This window comes from Pseudomonas sp. FP2254, assembly GCF_030687695.1.
GTDB classification, from domain to species: domain Bacteria; phylum Pseudomonadota; class Gammaproteobacteria; order Pseudomonadales; family Pseudomonadaceae; genus Aquipseudomonas; species Aquipseudomonas quebecensis.
The window spans coordinates 642,267-667,127 of the sequence record NZ_CP117444.1 but is presented as its reverse complement, the minus strand read 5'-3'; the positions used below and the strand labels follow the sequence as shown (position 1 = coordinate 667,127).

The 24,861-nt window shown below is 62.7% G+C and carries 26 protein-coding genes and 1 pseudogene; 22 read left to right on the top strand and 5 right to left on the bottom strand.

Features of this window, described 5'->3' with window-relative positions; translation table 11 throughout:
• Window positions 1-40: 40 nt before the first annotated feature.
• Entirely contained in the window at window positions 41-292 is a 252-nt protein-coding gene (locus PSH94_RS02855; protein ID WP_181080902.1) for a DUF6124 family protein, read from the bottom strand.
• A gap of 855 nt (window positions 293-1,147) precedes the next feature.
• Here PSH94_RS02855 and PSH94_RS02850 point away from each other — a divergent pair.
• From PSH94_RS02850 to PSH94_RS02760, 20 genes and pseudogenes are all read left to right on the top strand, one after another.
• Window positions 1,148-1,450 carry a type II toxin-antitoxin system RelE/ParE family toxin gene (locus tag PSH94_RS02850; RefSeq protein WP_305436390.1) on the top strand — a complete coding sequence of 101 codons (303 nt, stop codon included), beginning with the start codon at window positions 1,148-1,150 and terminating at the stop codon, window positions 1,448-1,450.
• 3 nt (window positions 1,451-1,453) lie between these two features.
• Window positions 1,454-1,741, top strand: a complete 288-nt coding sequence (locus PSH94_RS02845; protein WP_253510240.1) for an addiction module antidote protein — start codon at window positions 1,454-1,456, stop codon at window positions 1,739-1,741.
• A gap of 97 nt (window positions 1,742-1,838) precedes the next feature.
• A complete protein-coding gene (locus tag PSH94_RS02840; RefSeq protein ID WP_285429214.1) occupies window positions 1,839-2,234 on the top strand; it encodes a DUF2946 domain-containing protein in 396 nt (131 codons plus the stop codon).
• Window positions 2,235-2,281: 47 nt separating this feature from the next.
• The gene (locus tag PSH94_RS02835) at window positions 2,282-2,764 is read left to right on the top strand and encodes a copper chaperone PCu(A)C (RefSeq protein ID WP_181080905.1); all 483 of its coding nucleotides are present in this window, start codon (window positions 2,282-2,284) and stop codon (window positions 2,762-2,764) included.
• Window positions 2,765-2,775: 11 nt separating this feature from the next.
• Window positions 2,776-3,177 carry a DUF2946 domain-containing protein gene (locus PSH94_RS02830; RefSeq protein WP_181080906.1) on the top strand — a complete coding sequence of 134 codons (402 nt, stop codon included), beginning with the start codon at window positions 2,776-2,778 and terminating at the stop codon, window positions 3,175-3,177.
• 93 nt (window positions 3,178-3,270) lie between these two features.
• Window positions 3,271-5,331 (top strand): TonB-dependent copper receptor, encoded by a 2,061-nt coding sequence (locus PSH94_RS02825; protein ID WP_305436387.1) that lies wholly within the window; start codon window positions 3,271-3,273, stop codon window positions 5,329-5,331.
• Between the two features lie 117 nt (window positions 5,332-5,448).
• Window positions 5,449-6,825: a PepSY domain-containing protein gene (locus tag PSH94_RS02820; protein WP_305436386.1), complete on the top strand. Its 1,377-nt coding sequence runs from the start codon at window positions 5,449-5,451 to the stop codon at window positions 6,823-6,825.
• Window positions 6,826-7,019: 194 nt separating this feature from the next.
• Entirely contained in the window at window positions 7,020-8,285 is a 1,266-nt protein-coding gene (urtA, locus tag PSH94_RS02815) for an urea ABC transporter substrate-binding protein (protein WP_181080909.1), read from the top strand.
• Between the two features lie 75 nt (window positions 8,286-8,360).
• A complete protein-coding gene (gene urtB / locus PSH94_RS02810) occupies window positions 8,361-9,863 on the top strand; it encodes an urea ABC transporter permease subunit UrtB (protein ID WP_181080910.1) in 1,503 nt (500 codons plus the stop codon).
• Window positions 9,863-10,930 (top strand): urea ABC transporter permease subunit UrtC, encoded by a 1,068-nt coding sequence (urtC, locus tag PSH94_RS02805; RefSeq protein ID WP_305436384.1) that lies wholly within the window; start codon window positions 9,863-9,865, stop codon window positions 10,928-10,930. Before urtB ends, urtC begins: the two co-directional genes overlap by 1 nt.
• Window positions 10,927-11,760: an urea ABC transporter ATP-binding protein UrtD gene (urtD, locus tag PSH94_RS02800; protein WP_305436382.1), complete on the top strand. Its 834-nt coding sequence runs from the start codon at window positions 10,927-10,929 to the stop codon at window positions 11,758-11,760. The genes urtC and urtD overlap by 4 nt, the downstream gene beginning before the upstream one ends.
• A gap of 269 nt (window positions 11,761-12,029) precedes the next feature.
• A pseudogene (locus PSH94_RS26005) lies at window positions 12,030-12,094 on the top strand (hypothetical protein); the annotation flags it as partial.
• Window positions 12,095-12,464: 370 nt separating this feature from the next.
• Window positions 12,465-13,163: an urea ABC transporter ATP-binding subunit UrtE gene (gene urtE, locus PSH94_RS02795; protein WP_253510224.1), complete on the top strand. Its 699-nt coding sequence runs from the start codon at window positions 12,465-12,467 to the stop codon at window positions 13,161-13,163.
• A 31-nt stretch (window positions 13,164-13,194) separates the two neighbouring features.
• Complete coding sequence (locus tag PSH94_RS02790) at window positions 13,195-14,034, top strand: urease accessory protein UreD (RefSeq protein ID WP_305436381.1); 840 nt, start codon at window positions 13,195-13,197, stop codon at window positions 14,032-14,034.
• Between the two features lie 85 nt (window positions 14,035-14,119).
• Window positions 14,120-14,422, top strand: coding sequence for an urease subunit gamma (gene ureA, locus PSH94_RS02785; RefSeq protein ID WP_003171437.1), 303 nt, complete (start codon window positions 14,120-14,122; stop codon window positions 14,420-14,422).
• 9 nt (window positions 14,423-14,431) lie between these two features.
• A complete protein-coding gene (locus PSH94_RS02780) occupies window positions 14,432-14,944 on the top strand; it encodes a GNAT family N-acetyltransferase (protein WP_305436379.1) in 513 nt (170 codons plus the stop codon).
• A gap of 5 nt (window positions 14,945-14,949) precedes the next feature.
• Complete coding sequence (locus PSH94_RS02775; RefSeq protein ID WP_305436377.1) at window positions 14,950-15,483, top strand: GNAT family N-acetyltransferase; 534 nt, start codon at window positions 14,950-14,952, stop codon at window positions 15,481-15,483.
• On the top strand, window positions 15,480-15,788 hold the full coding sequence (locus tag PSH94_RS02770; protein WP_181080423.1) for an urease subunit beta: 309 nt from the start codon (window positions 15,480-15,482) through the stop codon (window positions 15,786-15,788). Before PSH94_RS02775 ends, PSH94_RS02770 begins: the two co-directional genes overlap by 4 nt.
• 122 nt (window positions 15,789-15,910) lie before the next feature.
• Entirely contained in the window at window positions 15,911-17,611 is a 1,701-nt protein-coding gene (gene ureC / locus PSH94_RS02765) for an urease subunit alpha (protein WP_305436375.1), read from the top strand.
• A gap of 94 nt (window positions 17,612-17,705) precedes the next feature.
• Window positions 17,706-18,833 (top strand): sensor histidine kinase KdpD, encoded by a 1,128-nt coding sequence (locus tag PSH94_RS02760; protein ID WP_305436373.1) that lies wholly within the window; start codon window positions 17,706-17,708, stop codon window positions 18,831-18,833.
• Between the two features lie 21 nt (window positions 18,834-18,854).
• Here the strand turns inward: PSH94_RS02760 and PSH94_RS02755 are convergent, their stop codons facing one another.
• Window positions 18,855-19,793, bottom strand: a complete 939-nt coding sequence (locus PSH94_RS02755; RefSeq protein WP_181080426.1) for a DnaJ C-terminal domain-containing protein — start codon at window positions 19,791-19,793, stop codon at window positions 18,855-18,857.
• Between the two features lie 239 nt (window positions 19,794-20,032).
• Between PSH94_RS02755 and PSH94_RS02750 the strand changes: the two genes are divergently transcribed.
• Window positions 20,033-21,301, top strand: a complete 1,269-nt coding sequence (locus PSH94_RS02750; RefSeq protein WP_253510214.1) for an Hsp70 family protein — start codon at window positions 20,033-20,035, stop codon at window positions 21,299-21,301.
• Window positions 21,302-21,426: 125 nt separating this feature from the next.
• Here PSH94_RS02750 and PSH94_RS02745 read toward each other — a convergent pair whose 3' ends face one another.
• A complete protein-coding gene (locus PSH94_RS02745; RefSeq protein WP_181080429.1) occupies window positions 21,427-22,440 on the bottom strand; it encodes an AI-2E family transporter in 1,014 nt (337 codons plus the stop codon).
• A 127-nt stretch (window positions 22,441-22,567) separates the two neighbouring features.
• On the bottom strand, window positions 22,568-22,870 hold the full coding sequence (locus PSH94_RS02740) for a PsiF family protein (protein WP_305436371.1): 303 nt from the start codon (window positions 22,868-22,870) through the stop codon (window positions 22,568-22,570).
• Between the two features lie 121 nt (window positions 22,871-22,991).
• On the opposite strand from PSH94_RS02740, the gene PSH94_RS02735 reads away from it, so the two are divergent.
• Complete coding sequence (locus PSH94_RS02735) at window positions 22,992-23,870, top strand: DMT family transporter (RefSeq protein WP_181080431.1); 879 nt, start codon at window positions 22,992-22,994, stop codon at window positions 23,868-23,870.
• Here the strand turns inward: PSH94_RS02735 and PSH94_RS02730 are convergent.
• The gene (locus tag PSH94_RS02730; RefSeq protein ID WP_285429208.1) at window positions 23,867-24,757 is read right to left on the bottom strand and encodes a triacylglycerol lipase; all 891 of its coding nucleotides are present in this window, start codon (window positions 24,755-24,757) and stop codon (window positions 23,867-23,869) included. The genes PSH94_RS02735 and PSH94_RS02730 overlap by 4 nt on opposite strands.
• Window positions 24,758-24,861 lie beyond the last annotated feature (104 nt).

The window sequence follows — 24,861 nt, the reverse complement described above, 5'->3', positions numbered from 1 at the left end:
TCCCACACATAAGCGCAGGAACGATCGCTCATCGAGCGTGTTAACTACTCGCGGCTGTTGCCTGCCCTGCTCCTTCGTGCACCCTGTCAGCGAGCAGTTGTGCCAGCTCAATCAACTGCGCAACGCCCAGTAATTCCTCGCGTTTCATGCCCTCCAGATCAAAAGCCAGATCGCAACTCAGCGCATTGGCCGAGGCGAGTGTTTCGCTGAGGTTGACCAGCAGGTCTTCGGTGCTGATGCCATCGGCCACGGTGAACAGACGGATGGGGGGATTGGGGGTGGGTTTGATCATTGTGAAGCTCCTCAGGAATGTGGAGCTGCCACTGATTCGCCGCGACGCGATAGGGGTGGCAGCTGTACGCAGGTTCGCGGACCGGTCCCGAGGCAACCCGGCATACCCGAAGGTATCCCGCGCACAGCCGCCATAGCGCCGCACAGTAGACGATAAAAAAGCATCAACTGAAAGCAGACGATAGCGCTTTTGCTCTTAGGAAATCGGGCCGCGACGCCCGTCCGCTGCGTTTGCAGCGGTGTACGGAGACTAGAGACCGAGTGTCCTAGGGACAACCTCAAATCCTTGTCGGAAATTTCTGCTTGTACGAATAACCAGCCAAACGGCCAGCGACCAAGATCGTTCCCACGCTCCCGCGTGGGAATGCAGCCCGTGACGCTCTGCGTCAAAAGGTGCACAAGGTTCGAGTCTTGCGTGCTTGCCGGGACGCGGAGCGTCCCAGGAGGCATTCCCACGCGGAGCGTGGGAACGAGGTTCATCGGCTTCTGAGCGTCGATCGTTCCCACGCTCCGCGTGGGAATGCAGCACGTGACGCTCTGCGTCACAAGGTGCACAAGGTTCGAGTCTTGCGTGCTTGCCGGGACGCGGAGCGTCCCAGGAGGCATTTCCACGCAGAGCGTGGGAACGATCAAATTTCCGCTTGTACGAATAGCCAGCCAAACGACTAGCTACTTGGCCCCTTCCAAAAAGTCGAATCCCCCTACAAACACTTCCGAACCAGCTGGCTGGCTCAGCCAAAAGCCCCCGCCCTAGCCTCCTCCCTCGCGGTTTTGCGTCAGCGCCCGCGAGGGGGATGCACTGCTTTTGCAGCGCATCGCATCTTGCCACCTTGTATCCCAAGGAATACGATCCAGGATGATTCGATTTAAGAAGTCAAAACACTTTCTAGAATGGCTTGATTCGTTACCCAGTAAGCCCGCGCGAGCACGCGTACTGGCCAGGTTGGATAACGCGCAATGGGGCAACTTTGGAGACTGCGCAGCGCTCGGAAATGGGGTTTTGGAAATGCGCATCCACTACGGCCCTGGCTATAGGGTCTACTTCACTCGCAGAGGCGAGGTGGTTTACCTGCTGTTGATCGGAGGCGACAAATCAACGCAGAAACGTGACATTCAGCGTGCTAAACAAATTGCAGAAGACTTTGAAAAAAAGGAGTAACTCATGAATGAATTCACTGACTTCGACGTCGCAGAGCACCTAAAAACCCCCGAGGATATGGCCGAATATCTTGAAGCGTGCTTCGAAGAAGATACGGGTGACGGCCTGCTGATCCGTTCAGCACTCAACAACATCGCCCGCGCCCAAGGCATGACCCAAGTAGCCCGCGACGCCGGCCTCGGCAGAGAAAGTCTGTACAAAGCCCTCTCCAGCACTGGCAATCCCGAGTTCGCGACTATCATGAAAGTCATGAAAGCGCTGGGCCTCAAGCTTCACGCCACGGCGATCTGATAGCACTGCGACACCAAACCACACCACGGTTTTTTACTTATCCCCGCCGATCAGGCTAAATACCCGCCTGATCGTTTAACCCTACGGATTGTCCGCCATGGCCCGTCAACGCTTTGCAATTGCCTGGATCGCCTGCCTTGCAGTGCTGTTCAATGCGTTTGCCATGCCGCTGGCCGGAGCGATGCAACAGTCCAAGGACCCCGTACAGCAAATGCTGTGGGGCAGTTTCTGTTCGTCCAATGGCGCCAGCCTGAAGACCATTGCCCTGGGCAAGCTGGAGATTCCGTCGCCGCAGCAGGACGATCACTCCACCATGCAGCATTGCTGGTGTTGCTCGGGCTCACCTTCGTTGGTGGCGTTGCCGGGGCACGCGCCGCGGTTGTACCTCACGCAATTCACTGCATCACAGCACCTGCCACCACCCCAATTGCAAAACCCAACCCCGCGCCAGCAATGGCCGAGCCTCAACCCCCGCGCCTCTCCAACGGTCTGATCTTCTTCGCAAGTGAACTGCGTTTAGAACCGTTCTGGAGAACTGCCATGCTTAAATCTTCCCTGCTTCTGGCCGCGTTGCTGCTGCCGGTGTTCAGTGCTGCCAATGCCGAAGACTACAAGGCCGGCGACTTGTTGGTCAGCGATCCCTGGTCCCAGGAGTTGCCGCCCAACGCGCCCACCGTCGCCGCGTATTTCGTGGTGCATAACACCGCCGAATCGCCGGACAGCCTGCTCAGCGCCGAGACGCCAGTGGCGGAAAAGGCCGAGCTGCATGAGCACGTCATGCAAGGCGCCCTGATGAAAATGCAACAGGTGCGCACCGTGGCCGTACCGGCTAAAGGCGACCTGACTTTCGCCCCGATGGCCTACCACGTGATGTTGCTTGGCCTCAAGGATCGCAGCCTGTTGGCCGATGGCAAACAGTTCCCGCTGACCCTGACCTTCGAAAAGGCAGGCAAGGTCGAGGTGCAAGTGTCAGTGCAGAAAATGCCGCCCATGGCCAGTCACGAGCACCAGCACCCGCAATAGGCTGAAGCTCGATGGGCGCCCCCCGCGCCAGGCTATCTCCACACCGCCGCATGATGCGCGGCAGTTGGATCAGCCTGTTCGCCATGCTGATGATCTTTATCGGTCCGCTGATTTCCCAAGCGATGCCGATGGATCATCACGCCGGTATGTCCATGGAAATGCCCATGGAGATGCCCGCTGACCACGGAGACTCCCATCACCCCAAAGCCCCCGACGAGCATCACGCGCTGTGGGCCAAGTGCGGCTATTGCGACCTGCTGTTCAGTTGCCCGGCGCTGCCCGGCAGCGTGTCATTCGTGGCCCTCGGTACCCCGCCGCCGGCCAACGCCCTCACCCCCGCCACGCGCCTGGGCCATGCCCGGCAGAGCATCTTCCCCGGCGCCCGCAGCCGTGCGCCACCCATCGCAACGTAAGCACTTAACCGCGTTACTTCACCCCGGCCGACTTTAGACAGACAGCCGCAGGCTGCTGGCCGTGTTGTTTACGATTGATTGATGGAATTTGTCATGTCCAGGTTTTCTGCTGACTCCCGTTTGGGAAGTACCCCCCTGCTCGCCGCCTTATGCGGTGCACTGCTGGCGCCCCATGTCCATGCCGACGAGCATGAACTGAGCCCTACCGTAATCACCGCGATCGCCCCCAGCTCGCCGCTGACCGTGGTCACCAACCCAAAAGATCCACGCCAACCGGTGCCCGCCAGTGACGGCGGTGACTACCTCAAGACCATTCCCGGCTTCGCCCTGGTGCGCAATGGCGGCACCAATGGCGACCCGGTGCTGCGCGGCATGTTCGGCTCACGCCTGAATATCCTCACCAACGGCAGCATGATGCTCGGTGCCTGCCCCGGCCGTATGGATGCGCCCACCTCCTACATCTCGCCGGAAACCTACGACACTCTCATCGTGATCAAAGGCCCGCAAACCGTACTCTGGGGCCCGGGCGCCTCGGCCGGCACGATCCTGTTCGACCGTGAGCCGGAGCACTTCGGCGAGCTCGGCACGCGGCTCAATGCCAGTGTATTGGCCGGCTCCAACGGGCGTTTCGACAAGGTCGTCGATGCCGCCGCCGGCGGGCCGTTGGGCTACGTGCGAGTGATCGGCAACCAGGCTCACGCCGATGACTACAAGGACGGCAATAACGACACGGTCGCCTCGCGCTATGACAAGTGGAACGGTGACGTTGCGGTGGGTTTCACCCCCGACGCCGACACTTTGCTGGAACTCACCGCCGGCCGTGGCGACGGGCAAGCGCGCTACGCCGGGCGCGGCATGGACGGTTCGCAGTTCCTGCGCGAAAGCCTGGGCCTGCGCTTCGAGAAATCGAATATCGGCGAGGTGCTGGACAAGGTCGAAGCCCAGGTCTACTACAACTACGCCGACCACGTGATGGACAACTACAGCCTGCGCACACCGTCGGGCACCGGGATGATGGCCGGGCCCATGGCCTCCAACGTCGACCGGCGCACCCTAGGCGCCCGCCTCAAGGCCACCTGGCGCTGGGCCGATGTGCAGTTGATCGGCGGCCTGGACGCGCAGACCAACGAACACCGCCAGCGCAGCAGCATGGGCATCGACACTTACAAGAATCTGCCACGCGAAAAGGACGCCGACTTTCACAACTACGGGGTGTTCGGCGAACTCACCTGGTACGCCGCCGACCGCGATCGCCTGGTCAGCGGCGCGCGCCTGGACCGCGCCTCGGCCAGGGATTTTCGCCAGACCATGGGGTCGGGCATGAGCAAACGGCCCAACCCCACCGCCGATGACACCCGTGCCGACACACTGCCCTCGGGCTTTATGCGCTACGAGCACGACCTGGAGGACAGCCCCACTACTGTCTACGCCGGGCTCGGCCACTCGCAGCGGTTCCCGGATTACTGGGAGCTGTTTTCGCCCAACACCGGCGCGGTCGGCTCGGTGAATGCCTTCGATGGCGTGAAACCGGAGAAAACCACCCAGCTCGACGTCGGCGCGCAGTACAAAGCTGACAACCTGGAAGCCTGGGCATCGGGCTACGTCGGCCAGGTGCGCGACTTCATCCTGTTCGATTACAAGCCCGGCATGATGGGCACCACCTCCCAGGCGCGCAATGTGGACGCGCGCATCATGGGCGGCGAACTGGGCGCGGCTTACAAATTGACCCAGCACTGGAAAGCCGATGCGACCCTGGCCTACGCCTGGGGCAAGAACAGCAGCGACGGCAAGGCCCTGCCGCAAATGCCGCCGTTGGATACACGCCTGGGCCTCACCTACAGCGAGGATGACTGGAGCGCCGGCGCCCTATGGCGGGTGGTGGCGGCGCAAAACCGCATCGACCCGAACAAGGGCAACGTGGTCGGCAAGGACTACGACAGGAGCGGCGGTTTCGGCGTGTTCTCTTTGAACGCGGCTTATCGCATCAACAAGAACTTCAAGGTCAGCACTGGCGTCGACAACCTGTTCGGCAAAGCCTACGCCGAGCACCTGAACCTGGCCGGCAACGCCGGGTTCGGCTACCCGGCGAGCGATCCGCAGGCCATCAAGGAGCCGGGGCGCACGCTTTGGACCAAGGTGGACATGAGCTTCTAAAAGCATCGGGGGCAAGCCCCCTCCCACATTTTGGAATGCATTCCAATGTGGGAGGGGGCTTGCCCCCGATGGCGGTGTATCTGACACAAAAAAATCAAAGCCTTTGCGGAGCCCCCAATGACCACTCAAAAAGTTTCCTTCTACAACCTGGCCTGGCGCTGGCACTTCTACGCCGGCCTCTTCGTCGCCCCCTTCATGGTGCTGCTGGCCGTGACCGGCATCATCTACCTGTTCAAACCCCAGCTCGACCCGCTGATGTACGGCGACCTGCTCAAGGTGCAAAGCGCCGAGCACGCGCTGAGTGCCGACGAGCAACTGCAACGCGCTCAAGCCGCCTTTCCCCAGGGCAAGATCAGCAAATACCTACCGCCGGCCACCGCCACCAGCAGCGCACAGTTTGTGATGCACAACGACGGCCGCGAAGTGACCGTGTTCGTCGACCCCTACCGCGGCACCGTGCTCGGCGAGCAGGACGCCCAATACAATCTGCAAGCCATCGCCCGCGCGCTGCATGGTGAATTGATGATCGGCACCACCGGCGATCGCTTGGTAGAACTCGCCGCCGGTTGGGGCGTGATGCTGGTGGTGTCCGGCCTGTACCTGTGGTGGCCGCGCGGCAAGTCTTCAGCCGGCGTGCTGTGGCCACGTCTCGGCAGTCGCGGGCGGCTGTTCTGGCGCGACCTGCATGCGGTGGTCGGCTTTTGGGGCGCGGCATTCTTGCTGGTGATGCTGCTCAGCGGCATGACGTGGACCGGCTTCTGGGGCAAGCAATACGCCGACCTGTGGAACCGCTTCCCGGCAGCGATGTGGAACAGCGTGCCGCAGTCCGATCAGCAAGCACGGGTACTCAACACCGCGACGCAACAGACCGTGCCCTGGGCCATGGAAAACACGCCGATGCCAATGTCCGGCGACCACGCCGAACACATGAACCACGGCGCCATGCACGCCGCCCCCGCAGCGCCGGCCATCAGCCTGCAACAAGTGGTCGACCTGGCCACCGCGCGCCAAGTCGAGCCCGGCTACAGCATCACCTTCCCCACCACCGCCGAGGGCGTATTCACCATTGCGGTGTTCGCCGACGACCCGCGCAACGACGCGACCCTGCATGTGGACCAATACACCGGCAAGGTCCTGGCCGACGTACGCTGGGCGCATTACAACCTGGTCGCACGGGCCACCGAGACCGGAGTGATGCTGCACGAAGGCAAGATGTTCGGCTGGGTCAACCAACTGATCGTGCTGCTGATCTGCCTGATGATTCTGCTCAGCGCCGTCAGTGGCGTGGTGATCTGGTGGAAGCGCCGGCCCCAGGGCGGGCTCGGGGTGCCGCCGCTGCGTCATGACCTGCCGAGGTGGAAAACCGCGATGGGCATCATGCTGGCGCTGGCGATTATCTTCCCCCTGGTCGGCGCCTCGTTGATTGCGGTGTGGCTGCTGGATCGCCTGGTGCTGTCGCGGTGGTTCGGGCAACGGGGATCGGCGCGCGCATGACGTAGGAAGGGCCGACGCACCAGTGCAGTGCCGGCCCCGCACCACGGCCGGGTTCAGGCGCCGATTCGGTGCAGGGCCTGGCCGCGGACGCGGTGCAGAGCGCCGTATTCACGCCTTGGCCCAAGCGGGCACAGCCCTTGCAATCACCGGAGTATCTGTCCAACAACAACACTTGGGTACTCGGAGATCGCACCATGAAGCGTCGCAGCTTGATCAAGGCTTTCACACTGTCGGCATCCATCGCCGCCATGGGCATGACCTGGACCGTCCAGGCCGCCGAGACCATCAAGGTCGGCATCCTGCACTCGCTGTCCGGCACCATGGCCATCTCTGAAACGTCCCTCAAGGACATGGCGCTGATGACCATCGACGAGATCAACGCCAAGGGCGGCGTGAACGGCAAGATGCTTGAGCCAGTGGTCGTGGACCCGGCGTCGAACTGGCCGCTGTTCGCCGAAAAAGGCCGGCAGTTGCTGACCCAGGATAAAGTCGCCGTGGTGTTCGGCTGCTGGACCTCGGTGTCGCGCAAATCCGTGTTGCCGGTGTTCGAAGAACTTAACGGCCTGCTGTTCTACCCGGTGCAATACGAAGGCGAAGAGATGTCGCCGAACGTGTTCTACACCGGTGCCGCGCCGAACCAGCAGGCGATCCCGGCGGTGGAATACCTGATGAGCGAAGAAGGCGGCGGCGCCAAGCGCTTCTTCCTGCTCGGCACCGACTACGTGTACCCGCGCACCACCAACAAGATCCTGCGTTCGTTCCTGCATTCCAAAGGCGTGGCGGACAAGGACATCGAAGAGGTCTACACCCCGTTCGGCCACGCCGATTACCAGACCATCGTCGCCAACATCAAAAAATTCTCCGCCGGCGGCAAGACCGCAGTGATTTCTACCGTGAACGGCGACTCCAACGTGCCGTTCTACAAAGAGCTGGCCAACCAGGGCCTGAAAGCCACCGAGGTACCCGTGGTGGCGTTCTCCGTCGGCGAAGAAGAACTGCGCGGCATCGACACCAAACCGCTGGTGGGCAACCTTGCCGCCTGGAACTACTTCCAGTCGGTGGAGAACCCGGTGAACCAGAAGTTCGTCGCCGACTGGAAAGCCTACGCCAAGAAACACAACCTGCCGGGGGCGGACAAAGCCGTGACCAACGACCCGATGGAAGCCACCTACGTGGGCATCCATATGTGGGCGCAGGCGGCGGAGAAAGCCAAGTCCACCGACGTCGACAAAGTGCGTGAAGCCCTGGCCGGCCAGACCTTCGCCGCGCCGTCGGGCTTTACCCTGACCATGGACAAGACCAACCACCACCTGCACAAGCCGGTGATGATCGGCGAGATCCAGGCCGACGGGCAGTTCTCGGTGGTGTGGCAGACCCAGGAGCCGATCCGCGCGCAGCCGTGGAGCCCGTACATTCCTGGCAATGACAAGAAGCCGGACTATGCGGTGAAGAGCAACTAAGCCCCACCACAGGCCAAATGTGGGAGGGGGCTTGCCCCCCTCCCACACTGTCCCCGCAAGATCAGGACATTTTGTATGCCCACTGCCCTGCACCGTTTCATAGTCACAGTCCTGCTGTTGCTGCCTTTGGCGGCACACGCCGGCGACGCTGAAGACTTCCTGGCCGCCAACCCGACGCAGCAAGCCAAGCTGTTGCAGGACTGGGCCGCCCAGCCCGACCCGGCGCGCATCGAGTTGGTGGACGCTCTGCAACAAGGCCAACTCACCCTCAATGGCGAAACCAAAACCGTACGCCTGAACAACCGCCTGCGTGGCTTGATCGATAACGTGCAAGCCAGCCAGCAACTACTCGCCGCCGACCCCAAGGTGCGCCTGGCTGCGGCACGCACCCTGCAAAAAAGCGCGCAACCTGCGCAACTCAAATTCCTCGACCAGCAGGTCGCCGCCGAGACCAATGAGGACGTACACACCGCCCTCAGCCTGGCCCTGGCCAACCTGCAATTGGTCGACCCCGATCCGGTAGTGCGCCTGGCCGCCGTGCGCCTGCTCGGCAGCACCGGCGACCCGCTGGCGCGCACGCGCCTCGAAGCGCTGCTGGCGCCGGGCGTCGAAACCGATGCCGGCGTGCACACCGCCGCCGAAACCAGCCTGGCCCAGGTCAAACGCAAACTGATGCTGGGCGAGATCCTCGGCCAGGCCTTCAGCGGCATGTCCCTGGGCTCGATCCTGCTGCTGGCTGCCCTGGGGCTGGCGATCACCTTTGGCCTGCTCGGCGTGATCAACATGGCCCACGGCGAAATGCTGATGCTCGGCGCCTACTCCACCTATGGGGTGCAACTGCTGATGCAGCGCTACGTGCCTGCGGCCATCGAGTTCTACCCGCTGATCGCGCTGCCGGTGGCGTTTTTTGTCACCGCCGCCATCGGCATGGCGCTGGAGCGCACGGTGATCCGTCACCTGTACGGCCGCCCACTGGAGACCCTGCTGGCTACCTGGGGCATCAGCCTGATGCTGATCCAGTTGGTGCGCCTGGTGTTCGGCGCGCAGAACGTTGAAGTGTCCAACCCGCAATGGCTGTCGGGCGGCATCCAGGTACTGCCCAACCTGGTGCTGCCGTACAACCGCATCGTGATCATTGCCTTCGCGCTGTTTGTGGTCGTGCTCACCTGGTTGCTGCTGAACAGGACGCGCCTGGGCCTCAACGTGCGCGCGGTCACCCAGAACCGCAACATGGCCGCCTGCTGCGGCGTGCCCACCGGGCGCGTGGACATGCTCGCATTCGGCCTCGGCTCCGGCATCGCCGGCCTGGGCGGCGTGGCGCTGAGCCAGATCGGCAACGTCGGCCCGGACCTGGGCCAGAGCTACATCATCGACTCGTTCCTGGTGGTGGTGCTCGGCGGTGTCGGCCAGTTGGCCGGCAGCGTCACGGCGGCCTTCGGTTTGGGCATCGCCAACAAGATTCTTGAGCCGCAGATCGGTGCCGTGCTCGGCAAGATCCTGATCCTCGCGCTGATCATTCTGTTTATCCAGAAACGCCCGCAGGGACTCTTCGCACTGAAAGGACGGGTGATCGACTGATGAACCAGCCATTGATGCTCACGGCCACGCAAAAGGCCGGCCCCAAAGCGACGATTGCCGTCGGCGCGCTCATCCTGATCCTGCTGCTGGCCTTACCGTTGTGCTCCCTGCTCGCGCCGGAAAACCCGCTGCACGTTTCGGCCTACACCCTGACATTGGTGGGCAAGATCCTCTGCTATGCGATTGTCGCCCTGGCCCTGGACTTGGTATGGGGCTACGCCGGAATGCTGTCCCTCGGCCACGGGTTGTTTTTTGCCCTGGGCGGTTATGCGATGGGCATGTACCTGATGCGCCAGGCGGCCGGCAGCGAACTGCCGGCGTTCATGACGTTTTTGTCGTGGACCGAATTGCCCTGGTATTGGGCCGGCACCGATCACTTCCTCTGGGCACTGTGCCTGGTGGTGCTGGCGCCGGGGTTGCTGGCGCTGGTGTTCGGCTTCTTTGCCTTCCGCTCGCGAATCAAGGGCGTGTATTTCTCGATCATGACCCAGGCCCTGACCTTTGCCGGGATGCTGTTGTTCTTTCGCAACGAGACCGGGTTTGGCGGCAATAACGGCTTTACCAACTTTCGCAGCATCCTGGGCTTTGGCATCACTGAACCGGGTACCCGCGCCGTGCTGTTCAGCGCCACGGTGTTGCTGTTGGTGGCGAGCCTGTACATCGGTTGGCGCCTGGCGCAAAGCAAGTTCGGCCGTGTGCTGACCGCGCTGCGCGATGCCGAGAACCGCCTGATGTTCTGCGGCTACGACCCGCGTGGTTTCAAGCTGTTTGTATGGGTGCTGAGCGCGGTGTTGTGCGGCTTGGCCGGCGCCTTGTATGTGCCGCAGGTGGGCATCATCAACCCCAGCGAAATGTCGCCGACCAACTCCATCGAAGCCGCCGTGTGGGTGGCCCTGGGCGGGCGCGGCACGCTGATCGGCCCGCTGCTCGGCGCTGGCGTGGTCAACGGTATGAAGAGCTGGTTTACCGTGGCCTTCCCGGAATACTGGCTGTTCTTTCTTGGGGCGCTGTTCATCATCGTCACCCTGTACCTGCCCAAGGGCGTGATCGGGCTGCTGAAGAAATGAGGAACGTCATGCTTGAACCTATTTTCGATGCGGGCAGTGGCCGCGATGCGATCGGCATCGGCCAGGCCGCCGGCAAGGGCCTGAACACCCGCCATGGCACCATCCTGACCCTGGAAGACATCAGCGTCAGCTTCGACGGTTTCAAGGCGCTCAACGACCTCAACCTGTACATCGGCGTCGGCGAGTTGCGCTGCATCATCGGCCCCAACGGCGCGGGCAAGACCACGCTGATGGACGTGATCACCGGCAAGACCCGGCCCAGCCACGGCAGCGCCTGGTTCGGCGAAACCCTGGACCTGACCAGCCTGAGCGAAGTACAGATCGCCCAGGCCGGCATCGGCCGCAAATTCCAGAAACCCACGGTGTTCGAAGCCCTCAGCGTGTTCGAAAACCTGGAGTTGGCGCAGAAGACCGACAAGTCGGTATGGGCCAGCCTGCGAGCACGCCTGAGCGGCGAGCAGAAAGACCGTATCGATGAAGTCCTCGACACCATCCGCCTCAGCGCGTCAGTGCAGCGCCCGGCCGGGCTGCTGTCCCACGGCCAGAAGCAGTTTCTGGAGATCGGCATGCTGCTGATGCAGCACCCGCAATTGTTATTGCTCGACGAACCGGTGGCGGGCATGACCGACGCCGAAACCGAATTCACCGCCGAATTGTTCAAGGGCCTGGCGGGCAAGCATTCGCTGATGGTGGTGGAACACGACATGGGCTTTGTCGGCTCGATTGCCGACCACGTCACCGTGTTGCACCAGGGCAGTGTGCTGGCCGAAGGGTCGCTGGAGCAGGTGCAGGCCGATGAGCGGGTGATCGAGGTGTATTTGGGACGGTGATACATCGGCCAGCTTCGAGCCTAAAGCTTCAAGCGGCAAGTTAAAGCAAAGCAGGCATCCCCCGCTCTTACTTGCAGCTTGAAGCTAGCCGCTTGACGCCAACTAACGGAGTTCGTTGATCGTTCCCACGCTCCGCGTGGGAATGCCGCCAGGGACGCTCCGCGTCCCGCTGCCAACGCACGGCTCAAGCCCTGCGCAATGGTGACGCAGAGCGTCACGGGATGCATTCCCACGCGGAGCATGGGAACGATCATTGGGGAGAATTGAACATGCTGCAAGTCGACAAGTTGCACCAGACTACGGCGGTAGCCACATCCTGCGCGGGCTTTCGTTTTGATCGTTCCCACGCTCCGCGTGGGAATACCGCCAGGGACGCTCCGCGTCCCGCTGCCAACGCACGGCTCAAGCCCTGCGCAATGGTGACGCAGAGCGTCACGGGATGCATTCCCACGCGGAGCATGGGAACGATCATGGGGAGAATTGAACATGCTGCAAGTCGACAAGTTGCACCAGACTACGGCGGTAGCCATATCCTGCGCGGGCTTTCGTTTTGATCGTTCCCACGCTCCGCGTGGGAATGCCGCCAGGGACGCTCCGCGTCCCGCTGCCAACGCACGGCTCAAGCCCTGCGCAATGGTGACACAGAGCGTCACGGGATGCATTCCCACGCGGAGCATGGGAACGATCATTGGGGAGAATTGAACATGCTGCAAGTCGACAAGTTGCACCAGTACTACGGCGGTAGCCACATCCTGCGCGGGCTTTCGTTTGACGTGAAGATCGGCGAAGTGACCTGCCTGCTCGGCCGTAACGGCGTGGGCAAGACCACCCTGCTCAAGTGCCTGATGGGGTTGCTGCCGGCCAAAGAAGGCGCGGTGAATTGGGAAGGCAAGCCGATCACCGGCTTCAAGCCGCACCAGCGCGTGCATGCCGGGATCGCCTACGTGCCCCAGGGCCGGGAGATTTTCGGGCGGCTGACCGTGGAGGAAAACCTGCTGATGGGTTTGTCGCGTTTCCCCGGCGCCGAAGCCAAGGAAGTACCGGCGTTCATCTATGAACTGTTCCCGGTGTTGCTGCAGATGAAGCATCGGCGCGGCGGCGACTTGTCCGGCGGCCAGCAGCAACAGTTGGCCATCGGCCGCGCCCTGGCCAGCCGACCACGCTTGCTGATCCTGGATGAGCCTACCGAAGGCATCCAGCCCTCGGTGATCAAGGAGATCGGCGCGGTCATCAAGAAGCTTGCCGCGCGTGGTGATATGGCGATTCTGCTGGTGGAACAGTTCTACGACTTTGCCGCCGAGTTGGCGGACCAGTACCTGGTGATGTCCCGGGGTGAAATCGTGCAACAAGGCCGTGGTGAAAATATGGAAAGCGACGGTGTGCGCGGTCTCGTAACGATCTAATCTGTAGCGTCCTAACGATAAGCACATAAAGATGAACCTGCCCGTTTCCCCTGCCCTGTTCACCCCCAGCTGGCACGCCGCGCTGGAGCTCGGCTATGCGCGCGTGGGCGACACCACGCGCCCGGTGATGCGCCGCCACATCGGCCCGCTGCGCGTGCAAAAGCATCTGTATGCCGAAGGCCCCGAGGTGTGCCAGCACATCATCGTGCACCCGCCCGGCGGGATTGCCGGCGGGGATCGCCTGGATATAACGGCCCATGTCGCCGCAGGTGCCTGGGCGCAATTGACCAGCCCCGGCGCGGCCAAGTGGTACCGCGCCGGCGGCCCGGCGTATCAGCAACTCGCGCTGACCGTCGAAGCCGGCGCCACCCTCGAGTGGCTGCCCCAGGAAACCATCGTGTTCAGCGCCGCCCAGGCCGAACTCACCACGCGCATCGACCTGCACGGCGATGCCCGCCTGTTCTATTGGGACGTGGTTGCGCTGGGCCGCCCGGCCAGTGGTGAACGTTTCGACCTTGGGCACTTTCAATCGCACCTGGATATCCGCCGCGACGGGCAATTGCTCTGGCACGAACGCCAGCGCATCGTCGGCGGCGATGGGTTGCTGGAATCGCCGATCGGGCTGGATGGGCAACCGGTGTTCGCCACGTTGCTTGTTACCGGCGAAATAACCGCTGAGCTGCTTGAACAATGCCGCTCTCTGCCCAACGCAGTGCGCGGCGACCTGACCCAATTGCCCGGCTTGCTGGTGGCCCGTTGCCTGGCCAGCGAGGCGTTGCTGGCGCGGGGATGGTTAATTGATGTGTGGCGGCTGTTGCGCCCGGCCATATTGGGCCGAGAAGCGGTATCACCGAGAATCTGGAGCACATGAAGATCAAAAATGTGGGAGAGGGCAAGCCCCCTCTCACACTTAATCTCCATTGTATTTACGAATGTATTTCACGACGGACTGAACCATGGACCTGACCCCACGGGAAAAAGACAAACTGCTGATCTTCACCGCCGGCCTGGTAGCCGAACGGCGCCTGGCGCGCGGTGTGAAGCTCAATTACCCGGAAACCATTGCCTACATCTCCGCCGCCTTGATGGAGGGCGCACGCGACGGGCGCACGGTGGCCGACCTGATGCACTACGGCACCACCCTGCTCAGCCGTGAACAGGTGATGGAAGGCATCCCGGAGATGATCCCGGATATCCAGGTGGAAGCCACCTTCCCGGACGGCACCAAGTTGGTCACCGTTCACCAACCGATAGCCTGAGGCCCAGCCATGATTCGTGATGCAACCGAAAAGGACCTTCCCGCCATTCGCGATATCTACAACGACGCGGTGCGCAACACCACGGCTATCTGGAACGAACAGCCGGTGGACCTGGCCAACCGCCTGGCGTGGTTCAACGCGCGCCAGGCCCTGGGTTATCCGATCCTGGTGGCGGTGGAAAACGATGAAGTCACCGGCTACGCCTCGTTCGGCGATTGGCGGCCATTCGAGGGCTTTCGCTACAGCGTCGAGCATTCGGTGTATGTGCGTCATGACCAGCGCGGCAAAGGCCTCGGCCCACGCCTGATGCAAGCGCTGATCGAACGGGCGCGCAATGCCGGTAAGTACGTGATGGTCGCGGCCATCGAAAGCGGCAACCAGTCCTCGATCCGCCTGCATGAGCGCCTGGGTTTCGTCACCACCGGGCAGATGCCGCAAGTGGGCATCAAGTTCGGCCGCTGGCTGGACCTGACCTTTATGCAACTGGCCCTGAACCCCGGCGCCGAACCGCCCAAGGAGTGAGCCCGATGAATGCTGCGCAACTGCGTCGAGTCAACGCGGAGAGTTTCGCCCATTACCGCCAGGGCTTGAGTGACCTGCTGCTGGACGCCGTCAGGCATGGCGCGTCGGTGGGCTTCATGGCCGATTTCGACGATGCCCAGGCGCGCACCTACCTGAACGGCGTGCAGGCGAGTATCCAGGAGGGCAGCCTGCTGCTCTGGGTGGTGGTGCGCGATGAGCAGGTGATCGCCAGCGTGCAACTGGCGCTGTGCCAGAAAGCCAACGGCCTCAACCGTGCCGAGGTGCAGAAGTTGCTGGTGCACAGCAGCGCGCGCCGCCACGGCCTGGGCCAGCAACTGATGCACGCCCTGGAACTCGCCGCGCGCCAGCACAAACGCGGGCTGCTGTACCTGGACACCGAAGCCGGCTCCGGTGCCGAAGCCTTCTACCAGGCGCTGCGCTACACCAAGATCGGTGAACTGCCCGATTACTGCCAAAGCCCGGACGGGCGCTACAGCCCGACCGCCATCTACTTCAAGACCCTGGGGCAACCTGCATGATTCCTGGTGAATTTCAGATCCAGCCCGGCGAGATCGAACTCAACGTCGGCCGGCGCACCGTCACCCTGAGCGTGGCCAACAGCGGCGACCGGCCGATCCAGGTGGGTTCGCACTACCATTTTTTCGAGACCAACGACGCGCTGACGTTTGATCGTGCCGCCAGCCGTGGCATGCGTCTGAATATTCCGGCGGGCACGGCGGTGCGGTTCGAGCCGGGGCAGAGCCGTGAGGTCGAGCTGGTGGATCTGGCCGGCGGGCGGCGGGTATTCGGGTTTGCCGGGCGGATCATGGGCGACCTCGACTGATCGCTCCCACGCTCCGCGTGGGATGCCGCCATGGACGCTCCGCGTCCGCTCTTACCATCGTGACGCAGAGCGTCACAGGATGCATTCCCACGCAAAGCGTGGGAACGATCGAGGACACACACATGAAGATTTCCAGACAAGCCTACGCCGACATGTACGGCCCCACCGTCGGCGACAAGGTCCGCCTGGCCGACACCGAGCTGTTCGTCGAAGTCGAGCAGGACTTCACTGTTTATGGCGAAGAAGTGAAATTCGGCGGCGGCAAGGTGATCCGCGACGGCCAGGGCCAGAGCCAGTTGCTCGCCGCCGAGGTGGTCGACACGCTGATCACCAACGCGCTGATCATCGACCACTGGGGCATCGTCAAAGCCGATGTGGGCCTCAAGAACGGGCGCATTCATGCAATCGGCAAGGCCGGCAACCCGGACATTCAACCCGGCGTGACCATGGCCATCGGCGCCAGCACCGAGGTGATCGCCGGCGAAGGCATGATCCTCACCGCCGGCGGTATCGACTCCCATGTGCATTTCATCTGCCCGCAACAGATCGAAGAGGCCCTGACCAGCGGCGTCACCACCATGATCGGCGGCGGTACCGGGCCGGCCACCGGCACCAACGCCACCACCTGCACCTCAGGCCCGTGGCACCTGGCGCGCATGCTGCAGGCCAGCGATTCGTTCCCGATGAACATCGGCTTTACCGGCAAAGGCAACGCCAGCCTGCCGGGGCCGCTGATCGAACAGGTCAAGGCCGGCGCCATCGGTTTGAAGCTGCATGAAGACTGGGGCACCACCCCGGCGAGCATCGACAACTGCCTGAGCGTGGCGGACGACTACGACGTGCAGGTAGCGATCCACAGCGACACCCTCAACGAGTCCGGCTTTGTCGAAACCACCCTCGCCGCGCTCAAGGGCCGCACCATCCACACCTACCACACCGAAGGCGCCGGCGGCGGCCACGCGCCGGACATCATCAAGGCCTGCGGTTTCCCTAACGTGCTGCCCAGCTCCACCAACCCGACGCGGCCGTTCACGCGCAACACCATCGACGAACACCTGGACATGTTGATGGTCTGCCATCACCTGGACCCCAGCATCGCCGAAGATGTGGCTTTCGCCGAAAGCCGCATCCGCCGCGAAACCATCGCCGCCGAAGACATCCTGCACGACCTCGGCGCGTTCTCGATGATCAGCTCCGACAGCCAGGCCATGGGGCGTGTCGGCGAAGTCATCACTCGCACCTGGCAGACCGCCGACAAGATGAAGAAACAGCGCGGCGCCCTGCCCGGCGACGGCGTGGGTAACGACAATTTCCGCGCCAAACGCTATATCGCCAAGTACACCATCAACCCGGCGATCACCCACGGCATCAGCCATGAGGTGGGCTCCATCGAGGTCGGCAAATGGGCCGACCTGGTGCTGTGGCGCCCGGCATTCTTTGGTATCAAGCCGACGCTGATCCTCAAGGGCGGCGCCATTGCCTCCAGCCTGATGGGCGACGCCAACGCTTCGATCCCCACGCCGCAGCCGGTGCATTACCGCCCGATGTTCGCCAGCTTCGGCAGTTCGTTGCACGCCACCAGCCTGACGTTTATCAGCCAGGCGGCCCTGGACGAGGGTCTGCCCGAAGCGCTGGGTTTGAAGAAACGCATCGGCGTGGTCAAGGGCTGCCGTGATGTGCAGAAAACCGACCTGATCCACAACGATTACCTGCCGGCCATCGAAGTGGATCCGCAGACTTACCAGGTCAAGGCGGACGGGCAACTGCTCTGGTGTGAACCCGCGGACGTGCTGCCGATGGCCCAGCGTTATTTTCTGTTCTGACCGTTCATCGGCATTCACCTGCAGGGCCAGTGAATGAAGCACGCGTATGGCGCTACGATGCGCCACGCGCTTTCACCGTTCTGGAAACCTGGCCATGCGTTTATCCGAATTCATCGTGTTACACGCCGAGCAGATCGTTGATGAATGGGAGCTTTTCGCCCAGACCCTGACCCCCGCCGCCGACACCCTCAACCGCACACAATTGCGCGACCACGCCCATTCGATCCTGCTGGCCGCCGCCCGTGACATGAACACCCGCCAAAGCGCCAGCGAACAAGCCGCCAAGGCCAAGGGCGCAGGCCCGGAGAACACCCCCAGCCTGGACCAGGCCGCCGCCAGCCATGGCGAACTGCGCCACACCGTGGGCTTTGACCTGGTGCAGATGACTTCCGAGTTCCGGCATTTGCGCGCGTGCGTGATCCGCCTGTGGGTCGACAGCGTGCACACCCCGCAACGAGCGGACCTGCAGGACATGATCCGCTTCAATGAAGCCATCGACGAAGCCCTGGCCGAATCCACCGCCGCTTACGCCGAACAGGTGGCGCGCTCGCGGGACATCTTTCTGGCGATTCTTGGCCACGACCTGCGCGCGCCGCTGCAGGCAGTGAACATGTCGACCGAGATGCTGCTGCGCAAGGCACAGTTGGACAGCCAGGGGGTGAGCCTGTTGGGCAATATCCGCAACGGCGCGCGCCACATGGGCGCGATGGTCAGCGACTTGCTGGAGTTCGTGCGCAGCCGTCTGGGCAGCAGCCTGCCCATCGAGCCCAAACCCATGAACCTGGCGGACGCGGCGCGCGAGGCCATTGCCGAGGCGTGCGCAGGTCGCCCGGAATGCAACCCGGCCCTGATCATCCATGGGGACACCCACGGCCAATGGGACCGTGGACGCATCGACCAGCTCCTGCAGAACCTGATCGGCAACGCCTTGCAGCACGGCGCCAACAGCCAGGCGGTAACCCTGACCCTCAAGGGCCTGGCCGACGGCGTGGAGCTGCGCATGCACAACTATGGCGCGCCGATTCCGAAAGCGGCCTTGGGCACGGTATTCGACCCACTGGTGCGCAGCGTCCACGAGGAACCGGGAAGCACCTCCACCAGCCTCGGGTTGGGGTTGTTTATCGTCAAGGAAGTGGTGCTGGCCCATCGGGGCAGCATCGAAGTAACGTCCAGCGAGGCGGACGGCACCACCTTCACGGTGGTGCTGCCGCGCTCGCTGTAACGGCCTCGCGTCGGGGCGGGCTTAGAAGTTTTCGCGCGGGTTGAAGTTGGCTTTTCTGGCCAGTTCCTGCCACAGCGCGATGGTTTCGTCGTCGGCCTGCTTGGGCATCACGGCCTTGAGCTGCACATACAGGAACCCGCGTTGCCCGGCCTTGTTCAGCAAGCCGTGGCCCTTGGCGCGCATGCGCTGACCGTTCTGGCTGCCCGCCGGCACCTTGAGGTTGATCTTGCCGGTCAAGGTCGGCACCGCGACTTCGGTGCCCAACGCCAGTTCCCACGGCGCCAGCGGCAGGTTGATGATCAGGTTTTCGCCATCCACTTCGAATTTGGGGTGCGGCGCAAACTTGACGATCAGGTACAGGTCGCCATTGGGCCCACCGCCGATGCCCGGCGCGCCCTGCCCCTTGAGGCGGATACGCTCGCCGTCGGTCACACCGGCGGGGATCTTCACGTTCAGGCTCTTGGTGGTGTTGCTGACATGCCGGCCCGAGGCGTCGTATTGCGGCACCTGGAAGCTGATCTGCTTGGACTCGGTGGACAGCGTCTCCTCAAGGAACACCGAGAGTTGCATCTCCACATCCTGGCCCTTGCGCCCGGCGGAACGGCGCTGGCCGCCACCAAAGGCGTCGCCGCGCGCGCCGAAGATCGAACTGAAAAAGTCCGAAAAGTCGCCCGCGTCCTGGCCACCGCCAAAGCCGCCGCGGCTCTGCCAGCCCGGCGGCCCCTGGAACGGCTGACCATGCTGGCCGTACTTGCGCAGCTCGTCGTACTCGGCGCGCTTGTCCGCGCTTTTGAGCGCTTCATAGGCTTCGGACGCGTCCTTGAACTTGGCTTCGGCGTCTTTTTCCTTGCTCACATCGGGGTGGTACTTGCGAGCCAGCTTGCGATAGGCGGTCTTGATTTCCTTGTCATCGGCCGTCGGCTCGACACCCAGAATCTTGTAGTAGTCTTTGAAATCCATCGGCGGTTCACCATCCTTTAATCGAGATCGCACAGCCTGGGGCACAAGGTGCGCTGCTCTGCACTTGTTGAGTCTTGTGGCCTGGGGGTGCGTCAAAGTGTTATCGGCGCTAGCCGTATGCACCAGATGTGGGGGCAAATCGGTGACTTTCAAGCATGATTTAACGGATGGTCGGCCTACGCATCCGTCCGCGACTGGCATACACTGCGCGGCCGTTTTCCGACCGGAACCCGATAGACATGAAAAACCCATCCCCGGCCCGTGCCTGCGGCATCGACTTTGGCACGTCCAACTCCACCGTCGGCTGGATCCGCCCGGGCGCGCAGACACTTATTGCGCTGGAGGACGACAAAATCACACTGCCGTCGGTGGTGTTCTTCAACTTCGAGGAGCGCCGCCCGGTGTACGGTCGCCTGGCGTTGCACGAGTACCTGGAAAACTACGAAGGCCGCTTGATGCGCTCGCTCAAGAGCCTGCTGGGCTCCAAGCTGATCAAGCACGACACCAGCGTATTGGGCACGGCAATGCCTTTCACCGATCTGCTGGCGCTGTTTATCGGCCAACTCAAGAGCCGCGCCGAAGCCAACGCCGGCCGCGAGTTCGAAGAAGTGGTGCTGGGCCGTCCGGTGTTCTTTGTCGATGACGACCCGATGGCCGACCAGGAAGCGGAAAATACCCTGGTCGACGTAGCGCGCAAGATCGGCTTCAAGGACATCTCGTTCCAGTACGAACCGATTGCCGCGGCCTTCGATTACGAGTCCACCATCGAAAAGGAAGAGCTGGTGCTGATCGTCGACATCGGCGGCGGTACTTCGGACTTCTCGCTGGTGCGCCTGTCGCCGGACCGTCGGCACAACGACAACCGCCACGATGACATTCTCGCCACCGGCGGCGTACACATCGGCGGTACCGACTTCGACAAGCAACTGTCGCTGGCCGGCATGATGCCGCTGTTCGGCTACGGCAGCCGCATGAAGAGCGGCGCCTACATGCCCACCAGCCACCACATGAACCTGGCGACCTGGCACACCATCAACTCGGTGTACTCGCAGAAATCCCAGCTGGCCCTGGGCAGCATGCGCTACGACATCGAAGACACCGGTGGCATCGACCGCCTGTTCAAGCTGATCGAACAGCGCGCCGGGCACTGGTTGGCGATGGAAGTGGAAGAAACCAAGATCCAGCTGACCCACGACGACAATCGCCATGTGCCGCTCGACCGCATCGAGCGCGGCTTGAGCGTGGACCTGAGCCGCACCTTGTTCGAGTCAGCCATCGACGGCCTGCTCGAACGCGTACGTGGCAGCGTGACTCAACTGCTCAACGATGCCTCGGTCAGCGTGGCGCAGGTAGACACCGTGTTCTTCACCGGCGGCTCCAGCGGCATCCCGGCGCTGCGCCACAGCATCTCGGCGATGCTGCCGAATGCGCGGCATGTGGAAGGGAATATCTTCGGCAGTATCGGCAGCGGGTTGGCGATTGAGGCGAGTAAGCGCTACGGTTGCTGAGTTTCACCTGAAATACCGTGGTGAGTTCATCGGGGGCAAGCCCCCTCCCACATTTTGATTTGTGAACGCATTCAAAGGTGGGAGGGGGCTTGCCCTCGATGGCGTCAGCCCAGACAACACAAAGCCTAAACCATCCCTCCCAGCTTCAACTCACTCTTCAAATACGCATAGTAAATCGGCCCCGCCACCACCCCCGGCAAACCGAATGCCGCTTCAAACACCAGCATCGCCAGCAGTAATTCCCACGACTTGGCACTGATCTGCCCACCCACGATGCGGGCGTTGAGGAAGTACTCGACCTTGTGAATCACGATCAGATAGCCCAGCGCCGCCACGGCCACCCAGATCGACAGCGACAGCGCGACGATGGTGATCAAGGTGTTGGACATCAGGTTGCCGATCACCGGCAGCAGGCCGAGCAGGAAGGTCAGCACGATGAGGGTTTTGGTCAGCGGCAGGTGGATGCCACACAACGGCAGCACCACGGCCAGGAACACGGCGGTGAAGGCGGTGTTGAGCGCGGCGATCTTGATTTGTGCGAAGACGATGTTGCGAAACGCCTGGACCAGCAGGTGCAGGCGGTCGAACAGCGCCGCGGCCAGGGGCTTGCGCTTGGTCAGGTCAGGGATGCGCTGCAGCGCGATGATCGCGCCGAGCACCATGCCGATCAGCAGCGTCACGAACATATGCGCCGCGTCTTTGCCCACCAGTTGCAGTTCGCTCAGGTGCTTGCTCAGCCAGTCGCCGATGGCCACACGGAACTCGGCGGCGCTGGCGGGCAGGTAGGCGTCGAGAAACGGCGGCAATTGGCCGCGCGCGCGGTCGACCACGCCCATGAACTTGTCGAGGGAGGCGCCAGGATTTTCCGCCTCGTGGAGCAGGAAGCTGATAGCACCGGCAAAGATCAGGGCCAGCACGCTGACGATTACAGTGCCCAGCAAGGCTACCGCCAGCCAGCGCGCGCGTCGGCCTTCGATCAGCCGTTGCAGTTGAGGGGTGAGCATGTTGACCAGCTCGTAAACCAACAGGCCGGCCAGCAGGCTGGGTAGCAATTTGAGCGGCAATACCAGCAGCAATCCGCCAAAAATAATGATGTAGCTGGCCAGCAACAACATATGACGCTGAGAAAACGTTGGCATACAGCCTCAAAACGAACGGCGTTAAAGGATGGGCAGTCTGCCAGCCTTGAGGGAATCAAGCGAGTGGGTAGGTTGTGAATGTGCTGGGAGGAGGCTCGCCACCTCCCACACCTGATCGCCTGCGCGGTCAGCCTTTGAGGCAGCTGCTCATGAAGGTCTTGCGCGCGTCCCCGGTCAGCGCCTTGGTTTTCGCCGACGCGTTGCAATCCTTCATTTTTTGCTGCTGCGGCGTCAGCGTCTTCGCATCATTGGCGGCCGGAGCCGACAAGCAGGTTTTCATGAACGCCTTGCGCTCGTCGCCCTTGAGCGTCTTGGTGGTGGCTTCGGCGTTACAGGTGGTCATCTTGGTTTGCTGGGCGGTGGCGGCAAAGCCCTGGGAGCACAACAGCAGGCCCATCATCATCAACAACGGTATACGCAGCATCTTCATGGAGTTTTCTCCCTGTTACCGGGCCGGGGGGCGCGGTCTTTCGAGAGTGTAGTCAAACCCTGTTACACCTTCCTGCGCAGAGAGAGGATAATCCCCGCTCATTCATCCATGCGGCGCTGTCATGCAATACGCTTATCCCCTGCTGGCCATCTTCATCTGGGCCGGCAATACCGTGGTCAACAAACTGGCCGTGGGTTCGATCTTCCCTGCCGAAATCGGCTTCTACCGCTGGCTGCTCGCGGCGCTGCTGTTTACCCCGTTCATGCTCAAGCCGGTGCTCGCTCATTGGGCGACCATCCGGCCCAACCTGGGCAAGGTCTGCATCCTCGGCGTGCTGGGCATGGCGGTGTACCAGAGCCTGGCGTACTACGCAGCATCCCTGACCAGTGCCACCAACATGGGCATCATTCTGTCGCTGATGCCGTTGATGGCGTTGACCGCCGCCATTATCAGCCTCGGCCAGCGCCTGACCTTTGGCGCGCTCACGGGGGCGATGCTGTCGTTTGCCGGGGTGGCGGTAGTGGTGTCGGCCGGCAGCCTCGGCGCGCTGCTGCAACACGGGGTCAACCTGGGTGACGCGATGATGCTGGTGGCCACCCTGGCCTACGCGGTCTACAGCACCCTGCTGAAAAAATGGCAACTGCGCCTGCCGCCGCTGGTGCTGCTGTACCTGCAGATCCTGGTGGCAGTGGTGGTGCTGTTCCCGCTGTACTTGTTGTCGGCGAAGGCCGGCCTGGGCTGGGCAAATATTCCGCTGGTGCTGTACGCGTGCCTGCTGGCGTCCATGCTTGCGCCACTGGCCTGGATGCATTCGGTGAAAACTCTCGGACCGAGTCGCACCACGCTGTTTTTCAACCTGCTGCCGTTGATCACCGCGCTGATCGCGGCGGTGGTGCTCAAGGAGGAACTGGCGCTGTATCACCTGGTGGGCGGGTTGCTGACCCTGGGCGGGGTGATTCTGTCGGAGCGCTGGACCACACCGGTGCGTCGACCCGCTTAAACCCCGGCGTCCTTCAAGCGTCGTGCGTGTTCGACAAATAGGCGGATCGGCTCGGCGCCCTTGCCCACCAGGCCCAGGGACTGATTGACGATGTCGAAGTGGTCCAGCGCAAAGTCGTCGCCGATCACCACACCCAGGTGTGAACTGTAGCGCCCGACCATGCCGTCGCATTGGCCCTTCTCGCGTAGGAAGCTGCGGGCGAACAGCCGGCAACTGCGGTGGGTACCATCCAGCAGGTTGCGCCCACGGTCAGTCTTGCCCGGCTGCAAGGTGCCGGACCACGAGTAGTAGCGCACGCCATTGACCTCCTCGGCGCCCTGCCCGCCCCAGCTGTCGGGTAAACCCTGAGGATAGTGACGATTGAACAGCGCCACGCCGGCGCTGGTCAGGGACTGGTGCGAGGCCCGCAGGTCCGCCTTGAAGCGCGGGCCGCGATAGCCGGTTTCCAGCAGGCCCATCATCCAGGCAACCAGGTGAAACACTGCGCTGACCAACCGCCCTTTGACGCTGTCGGTGGGGTAATGCGTGTGGAAATGGTCCGCCAGCTCCGAGCCGTGATTGGGCCCGGCCACCGACGTGACCGACGCCACCCATTCCGGCCGTATGGCCGCCGCGTAGCGTGCGGTGAGCGCACCCTGGCTGTGGCCGATCAGGTTGACCTTGTCGGCCCCGGTTTCGCGACGGATTCGCTCGATCTGCAGCAGCAACTGCTCGCCGCGCACCTCGCTGGAATCCAGCGGCGCCACCTGCACCGGGAATACCACCGCCCCGCCCGCCTGCAGCGCCGGGACGATGCCGTACCAGTAAGGGAAGAACCCGATACGCACGAAGCCCAGCATGCCGGGCACCAGCACCAGTGGATAACGTGTAGCCAACGACTTCGGCATGAAGCGAACATCCTCGAAAACCGCGTGATGCCTTGCAGACTAGCCCAGCCGCAAGTCTGCCTCATGACGTCGCGGGCAAATCCGATAAAACTTTTTGCCCGGCC